Here is a 9,010-nt window from a genome sequence, read left to right as displayed (position 1 = left end):
CCCCCGCCCAGCCGCCCTCCGCCCTGCTGCGCCAAGTGCGCCCGCTGCGCCTGCTGCTGAACCAGGCCGAGCGCCTGGAGCACTTGCAGCGCCTGCTGGAAAGCCAGTTGCAACCGGCTGCCCGCGAGCACTGCCATGTGGCGTCCTGGCGCGATGGTACTTTGTTGCTGGTGGTTACCGACGGCCATTGGGCAACCCGCCTGCGCTACCAGCAGAAGCGCTTGTTGGCGGCCCTGCAGGCCATGGAAGCATTCGGCAACCTCAGGCGCATCCTGTACAAGGTACAGCCGCCGCTGGTACCGGCCAAGCGTGGCGGGCATGCGGCCGAGCTTTCGAACAGCGCGGCCGAGAGCCTGCGCGACACCGCCGAGGGCATTACCGACCCCAAACTGCGTGCCGCACTGGAACGGTTGGCCGCCCACGCTCAGGGCAAGCCATAAAAAAGGCCACCCGAAGGTGGCCTTAATGAACTAGAGAGTGTTCGAACTTACACGGCCGCAACAGGGCGCATGTACGAGATCGGTGCCGTGCTGGCATCTTCGAAAGTGACCACTTCCCAGGCATCGGTTTCAGCAATCAGCTTGCGCAACAGCTGGTTGTTCAGCGCGTGGCCGGACTTGAAGCCCTTGAACTCGCCGATCAGGCTGTTGCCCAGCAGGTACAGATCGCCGATGGCGTCGAGGATCTTGTGCTTGACGAATTCGTCTTCGTAACGAAGGCCGTCTTCGTTGAGCACGCCGTCCTCATCGACCACGATGGCGTTCTCGACACTGCCACCCAACGCAAGGTTGTGCTTGCGCAGGTACTCGATGTCACGCATGAAGCCAAAAGTACGCGCGCGGCTGACTTCCTTCACGAACGACGTGCTGGAAAAGTCGACGCTGGCGCTCTGGGTCCGGTTGCGAAGCACCGGGTGATCGAAATCGATCTCGAAGCTCACCTTGAAACCTTCGAAAGGCAGGAACGTGGCGCGCTTGTCGCCCTCTTCCACGGTTACCTCACGCAGGATGCGGATGAACTTCTTGGCTGCGTCCTGTTCTTCCAGGCCGGCAGACTGAATCAGGAATACAAAAGGACCGGCGCTGCCATCCATGATCGGCACTTCCGAGGCGGAGAGCTCGACGTAGGCGTTATCGATGCCCAGGCCCGCCATGGCGGAGAGCAGGTGCTCGACCGTATCGACCTTGACGTCACCGTTGACCAACGTCGTCGACATGGTTGTCTCGCCGACGTTGGCCGCACGCGCAGGGATCTCGACCACAGGGTCGAGGTCGGCGCGGCGGAAGACGATGCCGGTGTCAACAGGTGCAGGCTTGAGGGTCAGGTAAACCTTCTCCCCGGAGTGCAGACCGACACCTGTGGCACGGATGGTATTCTTCAGGGTGCGTTGTTTAATCATGGCATTGGCCGCTTCAGCGCAAATTGCGAACAGGTATCAACAAAGGCTGGGGATGATAACAGACCCAACCTTTGATGAATACCAATCACCTTTATACCCCTGATAAATTCCATTAATCAGCCTGACGACGCAGGAATGCCGGGATATCGAGGTAGTCCAGGTCATCCTGAGGGTTCAGTTTAGCGGCTGCGGCAGCACCTGCATGCGCCTGGTTGCGCATGACGGTCGGACGCTCCAGGTCACGGTAGTTGACCGCTGGCTGCTCCTGGCGCACCGGCGCAGGATTGGACGCTTCGTACGCCTGCTGGGCAGTCTGCAGGGTATTGTCGACCACCTTCACAGGCTTCTCGATGCGTGCGCCCAGACCAGTGGCCACCACGGTCACGTGCAGTTCGTCACGCATGTCCGGGTCGATCACGGTGCCGACCTTGACCATCGCGTGGTCGGAGGCGAAGGCTTCGATGATGCTACCCACGTCGGAGTACTCACCCAGCGACAGGTCCGGGCCTGCGGTGATGTTCACCAGGATACCGCGGGCGCCCTGCAGGTTGACGTCTTCCAGCAGCGGGTTACGGATAGCTGCCTCGGTGGCTTCACGTGCACGGTTCGGGCCGCTGGCGCAGCCAGTACCCATCATGGCCATGCCCATTTCACCCATCACGGTGCGCACGTCGGCGAAGTCGACGTTGATCATGCCTGGGCGCTTGATGATGTCGGAGATACCGCGTACGGCACCGGCCAGTACATCGTCAGCCTTGGCGAAGGCAGACAGCAGGCTGGCATCCTTGCCCAGGATGGTCAGCAGCTTCTCGTTGGGGATGGTGATCAACGAGTCGACGCTTTCAGCCAGCATGCGGATGCCTTCATCGGCGATCTGCATGCGCTTGCGGCCTTCGAACGGGAACGGACGGGTCACCACTGCAACGGTGAGGATACCCATTTCCTTGGCCACTTCGGCAATGATTGGTGCTGCACCGGTACCGGTGCCGCCACCCATGCCGGTGGTGATGAACACCATGTTGGTGCCCTGCAGCACTTCAGCGATGCGCTCACGGTCTTCCAGCGCGGCCTGACGGCCGACTTCCGGATTGGCACCGGCACCCAGGCCCTTGGTCACACCCGTGCCCAATTGCAGGATGGTGCGCGCGCCAATGTTTTTCAGCGCCTGGGCATCGGTGTTGGCGCAGATGAATTCCACGCCTTCGATGCTGCTCTTGACCATGTGATTGACGGCGTTGCCGCCACCACCACCTACGCCGATCACTTTGATGACCGGACTTTGCGGGACGTTGTCTACGAGCTCGAACATTTTCCCTCTCCTTACAGTTCTCTAGTTGTTGCGCCTACCACTACTGCTTTGAAACTTAGAAGTTGCCCTGGACCCACTTCTTGAAGCGTTCAAGCACTGGGGCCTTCGGTTCATCGCCATAGCTGTTGCTGCTGCTGTTGCTGTTACCGGTCAGGGCCAAATCCTCGGACTGCTTCAGCAGGCCGTAGGTGAGCAAGCCCACACCGGTGGAATAGATCGGGTTGCGCACCACGTCGCTCAGCCCCCGAACGCTGTGCGGCACGCCCAGGCGTACCGGCATGTGGAAGATTTCCTCGGCCAGTTCCACGGCGCCTTCCATCTTCGCGGTGCCGCCAGTGAGGACGATGCCGGCGGGCACCAGGTCTTCGTAGCCGCTGCGGCGCAGTTCGGCCTGGATCAGGGTAAAGAGCTCGTCGTAACGTGGCTCCACCACCTCGGCCAGGGCCTGGCGCGACAGCTCGCGCGGTGGGCGATCGCCCACGCTTGGCACCTTGATGGTCTCGCCAGCGCCAGCCAGTTTGGCCAAGGCACAGGCGTAGCGGATCTTGATTTCTTCGGCGTACTGGGTCGGGGTCCGCAGGGCCATGGCGATGTCGTTGGTCACCTGGTCGCCAGCAATCGGGATGACCGCCGTGTGGCGGATGGCGCCCTCGGTGAAGATGGCGATGTCGGTGGTGCCGCCACCGATGTCCACCAGGCACACGCCCAGTTCTTTTTCATCATCGGTCAGCACCGAGTAGGCCGAAGCCAGCTGTTCGAGGATGATGTCGTCGATTTCCAGGCCGCAGCGGCGCACACACTTCTCGATGTTCTGGGCGGCGTTGACGGCGCAAGTGACCACGTGAACCTTGGCTTCCAGACGCACGCCAGACATGCCCAGCGGCTCGCGCACGCCTTCCTGGTTGTCGATCACATAGTCCTGCGGCAAGGTGTGCAGCACGCGCTGGTCGGCCGGAATCGCCACGGCCTGGGCAGCGTCGAGTACGCGCTCCAGATCCGCCAGGCTGACCTCGCGGTCACGGATGGCAACGATGCCGTGGGAGTTCAGGCTGCGGATGTGATTACCGGCCACACCGACGAACGCCGAGTGGATACGGCAGCCGGCCATCAGCTGCGCCTCTTCCACGGCGCGCTGGATCGACTGCACGGTGGACTCGATGTTCACCACCACGCCTTTTTTCAGGCCACGGGACGGATGGGTGCCGATCCCGACGATTTCCAGGGTGCCGTCTTCGCCCACTTCGCCCACCAGCGCCACCACCTTGGAGGTGCCAATGTCCAGCCCGACGATCATTTTGCCGCTATGCGCGTTTGCCATGGTCCTGCCTCTCTCTAATTCTTCGCAACGGCGGGTTGGGCCGTCGTCGGTGCAATCGGTTCCCGCCAACCAACGGCAAGTCCGTTGGAATAACGCAGATCAATGCGGGCGATAGTGGTGATCTGGTCTTTGAGTGTCTTGTCGTAAATGGCAATGAAACGGCGCATCTTCTCCACCAGATGATCGCGCCCCAGCAGCAACTCGATGCCTGGCCCGGCACTGCTCGCACCGGTGGTCAGGAACCAGCTGCCTCGCTCGCGCAGCTCCAGGCGAGCGATGGAAAAGCCCAGGGGGCGCAGCATCTGGCTCAATACCTGATACTGCTGCATGACTTGTTGCTGAGCACGCTGCGGCCCGGCCAGCTGCGGCAGGTGCTCATAGTTGGCCAGCTCGCGCGGGGTGAAAGCCTGACCCTGGTTGTTGAGCAGGGCTGCGTCCCCCCAGCGTGCCACCGGCAGCTGCTCTTCAAGGCGGATCACCACCTCGTCGGGCCACACCCGGCGCACTTCGGCGTGGGCGATCCACGGCATCTGCTCGAGCTCGGCCCGCATCGCCGGCAGGTCGACGCTGAAGAAGCTCGCCGCCACGTAGGGCGCGATACGCTGCTGCACCGACTGCTGACTGATGTAGCTGAGGTCGCCCTGCACATCGATCTTGGTGATCGGGCGGTCGGCGTACGGCATCAGGCGAATGGCGCCCTCGTAGGCACCAAAGCCGGCCGCCACCAGCAACACCGGCCACAGCAAGCGCTTGAGGCCGCCCAGGCTTGGCCGGGGCAGGCGCGCCGATACGGGCTCGTCGGCCACCAGCCGGCTGGCACCACGCGGCACCGGCTTGCTACGGCCGGTAACGGGTTGCTGCTGACGTATCATCGCGCCTTGCATGGTTATTAACCTCGCGTCGCCACGCTTTCGGCCAGGATTGCCAGCACCAGTTGCTGGAAGTCCAGGCCAGCCGCGCGGGCCGCCATGGGCACCAGGCTATGATCTGTCATGCCTGGTGCGGTGTTGACTTCGAGCAGCCAGAACTGGCCCTGCTCGTCCTGCATCACGTCCAACCGCCCCCAGCCTTCGATGCCAATGGCATCGCAGGCGCGCGCAGTCAGGTCGATCAGTTCCTGTTCCTTGACGCTATCCAGCCCGCACGGGATGCGGTACTGGGTATCGTTGGCGATGTACTTGGCGTCGTAGTCGTAGAACACGTGCGGCGTACCCAGGGCGATCGGCGGCAGCACCTGGCCGCGCAGTACCGCGATGGTGAACTCCGGACCGTGGATCCACTGCTCCACCAGTACCTGGGAATCGTATTTGGCGGCGTCCTGCCAGGCGGCGACCAGTTCCTGGGCGCTGTTCACCTTGGCCATGCCGATGCTAGAGCCTTCATGGGCGGGTTTGACGATAAGCGGGAAGCCCAGTTCCGTACTGGCCTGCAAACAATCGCTTTCGCTCGCCAGCACCGCGTGGCGTGGCGTGGGAATGCCCAGGCTCTGCCACACCTGCTTGGTGCGCAGCTTGTCCATCGCCAGCGCCGAAGCCAGGATGCCGCTGCCGGTGTAGGGGATGCCCAGGCACTCCAGCAAACCTTGCATGCTCCCGTCTTCACCGCCACGGCCGTGGAGGATGATGAAGGCGCGGTCAATCTTCTCGCTCTGCAGGCGTGCGAGCAGGTCGTCACCGACGTCGATGCCAACCACGTCGACGCCGGCAGTGCTCAGCGCATCGATCACTGCGGCGCCAGATTTCAGCGACACCTCACGCTCGGCGCTCTTGCCACCGTACAGCACGGCGACGCGGCCGAACGCCTTGACGTCCAGGGTCGACTGCAGCTTGTCGTAGGCGCTGGTCATTTCGACTTCTCCTGCTTGGCGCCTGCGAACAGCGGGCTTTTCATCAACTGCGGGGCCAGGCCGCCGACATCACCGGCACCCTGACAGATCAAAATGTCGCCAGCGCGCAGCAGTGGCTTGACCAGCGGTGCCAGCTCGACGCCGCGCTCGATGTAGATCGGGTCCAGCTTGCCGCGCTGGCGGATGCTGTGGCACAGCTGACGGCTGTCGGCACCGGGGATCGGCTCTTCGCCGGCCGGGTAGACCTCCATCAGCAGCAGCACGTTGGCATCGCCCAGCACCTGGACGAAATCGTCGTACAGGTCGCGGGTGCGGCTGTAGCGGTGCGGCTGGTAGACGATCACCAGGCGGCGGCTTGGCCAGCCACCGCGCACAGCCTTGATCACCGCCGCCACTTCGGTGGGGTGATGACCGTAGTCGTCAACCAGCATCACACTGCCGCCTTCGACCGGCAGCTCGCCGTATACCTGGAAGCGACGACCGACACCCTGGAAGCCGGACAGGCCCTGGACGATGGCCTCGTCAGTAATGCCTTCGTCAGTGGCGATGGCGATGGTCGCCAGGGCGTTGAGCACGTTGTGGTTGCCGGGCATGTTCACCGAAACCTCCAACGGCTCGCGATCACGGCGCAGCACGGTGAAGTGGGTCTGCATGCCCTGCTGACGCACATTGATGGCGCGGATGTCGGCCTCTTCGCTGAAGCCGTAGGTCACGGTCGGGCGCTTCACCTGCGGCAGGATCTCGCGAACCACCGGGTCGTCCAGGCACATCACCGCCAGCCCATAGAACGGCAGGTTGTGCAGGAACTCGACGAAGGTTTTCTTCAGCTTGTTGAAGTCACCTTCGTAGGTCGCCATGTGGTCGGCGTCGATGTTGGTGACAACCGCGACCATCGGCTGCAGGTGCAGGAAGCTGGCATCGCTTTCGTCTGCTTCAGCGATCAGGTAGCGGCTGGTGCCCAGCTGCGCATTGGTACCGGCAGCGGTAAGACGGCCACCGATAACGAAGGTTGGGTCCAGGCCACCGGCGGCGAACACTGAAGCCAGCAGGCTGGTCGTGGTGGTCTTGCCGTGAGTACCGGCAACGGCCACGCCATGGCGGTAACGCATCAGCTCGGCGAGCATCTCGGCACGCGGCACCACCGGAATGCGCCGCTCCAGTGCGGTGGCAACTTCCGGGTTGGCCGGGTTGATGGCGCTGGACACCACCAACACATCGGCGGTGGCAGCGTTCTCGGCGCGGTGGCCGACGAAGATCTCAGCGCCAAAGGACTCCAGGCGCTCGGTCACCGGCGAGGCTTTAAGGTCCGAACCGGACACTTCATAGCCCAGGTTCAGCAACACTTCGGCAATACCGCACATGCCCACGCCGCCGATGCCGACGAAGTGAATGCGGCGAATACGGCCCATCTTCGGCTGGGGCATGGCTTTCTGGCTCTCAACCATGGGCCACCTCCAGGCAGATATCGACCACGGTGCTGGTTGCAGCAGGTTTGGCCAGGCGCCGTGCGGTGCCAGCCATGACGTTGAGTTTCTCGGGTTGCATCAGCACCTCGTTCAGGCGTTCAGCGAGTTGCGCTGCGCCAGTTGTCGCTTGTGGCATCAGGAAGGCAGCGCCTTCGCGGGCCAGATATTGGGCGTTGTGGGTCTGGTGATCGTCGATCGCGTGGGGCAAAGGCACCAGCATCGAAGGCAGGCCTGCTGCCGCCAGCTCGCTGACAGTCAGGGCACCGGCTCGGCACACCACCAGGTCGGCCCAGCCATAGGCTTGAGCCATGTCGTTGATGAAGGGCTCTACCTGAGCCTCGACGCCCACCTCGTGATAACGCTCGGCGGTGATCGGTGCGTGCTGCTTGCCAGCCTGGTGGAACACCTCTGGCCGCAGCGCCGCGGGCACTTCAGACAGGGCCTTAGGCAACAATTTGTTCAATGGTTCCGCACCCAGGCTGCCACCGAGCACCAACAGGCGTGCGCGGCGCTCGCCCAAGGGCACGCGTTGCGCGTCCATGAAGAGTTCCGGGCGCACCGGGTTGCCAGTGGTGCGACGCTTGTCGCTGGCCTCGAAGGTGTTCGGGAAAGCTTCGCAGACCCGCGCCGAGAGTGGCACCAGCAACCGATTGGCGGTACCTGCCCTGGCGTTCTGCTCATGGATCACCAGTGGCACGCCGCACAGCCGCGCAGCCACGCCGCCGGGGCCGGTCACATAGCCGCCAAAGCCCAGGACACATACGGGCTTGAGCTGGCGAATGATGCGCCGTGCCTGCAGCACGGCCTTGACCAACGTGAAAGGCGCCTTGAGCAACGACAGCTTGCCCTTGCCGCGCAAGCCGCTGACCTGAATCAGATGCAATGGCAAACCTGCCTGTGGCACCAACTCGTTCTCGATGCCACGCGGGGTGCCCAACCAGTGCACGCTGTAACCGCGCTTCTGGAACTCACGGGCGCAGGCCAGCGCCGGGAATACGTGCCCCCCGGTGCCGCCGGCCATGATCAATACATTTTTGCCTTCAGCGGCCATGACTGGTCTCCTCGGCAAAATCGCTTTCGCTGAATTCGTGCTCCTCACTGCCCAGATGCGTGCGACTTTCCCACTCGATGCGCAGCAACAGGCCTACGCAGGCGCAGCAGATCACCAGCGAGCTCCCCCCGTAACTGAGAAACGGCAGGGTCAGGCCCTTGGTCGGCAGCAGGCCGACGTTCACACCGATGTTGATCAGGAACTGGCCAATCCACAGGAAAGCCAGGCCGAACGCCATGTAGGCGGCAAAGAACTGTTTGGCCTTCTCGGCCCACAGGCCGATGTACAGGGCGCGCACGGTGACGAACACAAACAGCGCGACGGTCAGCAGCGAGCCGACCACGCCCAGTTCTTCCGCCAGAACCGAGAACACGAAGTCGGTGTGCGCTTCAGGCAGGTAGAACTGCTTCTGCACGCTGTTGCCCAGGCCAACGCCCAGCCACTCGCCACGGCCGAAGGCGATCAGTGCCTGGGTCAGCTGGTAGCCGGAGCCGAACTGATCGGCCCAGGGGTCGGTGAACGTAATAAGGCGCGCCATCCGGTAGGGCTGCGCCTGGACCAGGACAAATACCGCCAGCACCGCCAGCACCACCATCAGGCTGAAGCGGAACAGCCCCACCC

General features: G+C 63.2%; 9 protein-coding genes. 1 reads left to right on the top strand and 8 read right to left on the bottom strand.

Annotation, left to right across the window (positions count from 1 at the left end):
• On the top strand, positions 1-440 hold a 440-nt coding region (locus AC3WLP_RS27615), incomplete at its 5' end, for a DUF721 domain-containing protein (protein WP_103340333.1).
• A 47-nt stretch (positions 441-487) separates the two neighbouring features.
• On the opposite strand, the gene lpxC is transcribed toward AC3WLP_RS27615, so the two are convergent.
• From lpxC to AC3WLP_RS27575, 8 genes are all read right to left on the bottom strand, one after another.
• Complete coding sequence (lpxC, locus tag AC3WLP_RS27610; RefSeq protein WP_003251873.1) at positions 488-1,399, bottom strand: UDP-3-O-acyl-N-acetylglucosamine deacetylase; 912 nt, start codon at positions 1,397-1,399, stop codon at positions 488-490.
• Between the two features lie 112 nt (positions 1,400-1,511).
• Positions 1,512-2,708 (bottom strand): cell division protein FtsZ, encoded by a 1,197-nt coding sequence (gene ftsZ / locus AC3WLP_RS27605; RefSeq protein WP_003251871.1) that lies wholly within the window; start codon positions 2,706-2,708, stop codon positions 1,512-1,514.
• A gap of 55 nt (positions 2,709-2,763) precedes the next feature.
• A complete protein-coding gene (ftsA, locus tag AC3WLP_RS27600; protein WP_003251867.1) occupies positions 2,764-4,026 on the bottom strand; it encodes a cell division protein FtsA in 1,263 nt (420 codons plus the stop codon).
• Between the two features lie 14 nt (positions 4,027-4,040).
• Positions 4,041-4,910, bottom strand: coding sequence for a cell division protein FtsQ/DivIB (locus AC3WLP_RS27595; protein WP_003251865.1), 870 nt, complete (start codon positions 4,908-4,910; stop codon positions 4,041-4,043).
• A gap of 5 nt (positions 4,911-4,915) precedes the next feature.
• Positions 4,916-5,872 carry a D-alanine--D-alanine ligase gene (locus AC3WLP_RS27590; RefSeq protein ID WP_003251863.1) on the bottom strand — a complete coding sequence of 319 codons (957 nt, stop codon included), beginning with the start codon at positions 5,870-5,872 and terminating at the stop codon, positions 4,916-4,918.
• Positions 5,869-7,317 (bottom strand): UDP-N-acetylmuramate--L-alanine ligase, encoded by a 1,449-nt coding sequence (murC, locus tag AC3WLP_RS27585; RefSeq protein ID WP_003251860.1) that lies wholly within the window; start codon positions 7,315-7,317, stop codon positions 5,869-5,871. Before murC ends, AC3WLP_RS27590 begins: the two co-directional genes overlap by 4 nt.
• Positions 7,310-8,389 (bottom strand): undecaprenyldiphospho-muramoylpentapeptide beta-N-acetylglucosaminyltransferase, encoded by a 1,080-nt coding sequence (gene murG / locus AC3WLP_RS27580; RefSeq protein ID WP_003251858.1) that lies wholly within the window; start codon positions 8,387-8,389, stop codon positions 7,310-7,312. Before murG ends, murC begins: the two co-directional genes overlap by 8 nt.
• On the bottom strand, positions 8,379-9,010 hold a 632-nt coding region (locus tag AC3WLP_RS27575; RefSeq protein ID WP_158249211.1), incomplete at its 5' end, for an FtsW/RodA/SpoVE family cell cycle protein. The genes murG and AC3WLP_RS27575, both read right to left, overlap by 11 nt.

This window comes from Pseudomonas sp. FW305-E2 (genome assembly GCF_058782925.1).
This window is presented reverse-complemented; position numbering and strand designations above follow the sequence as displayed.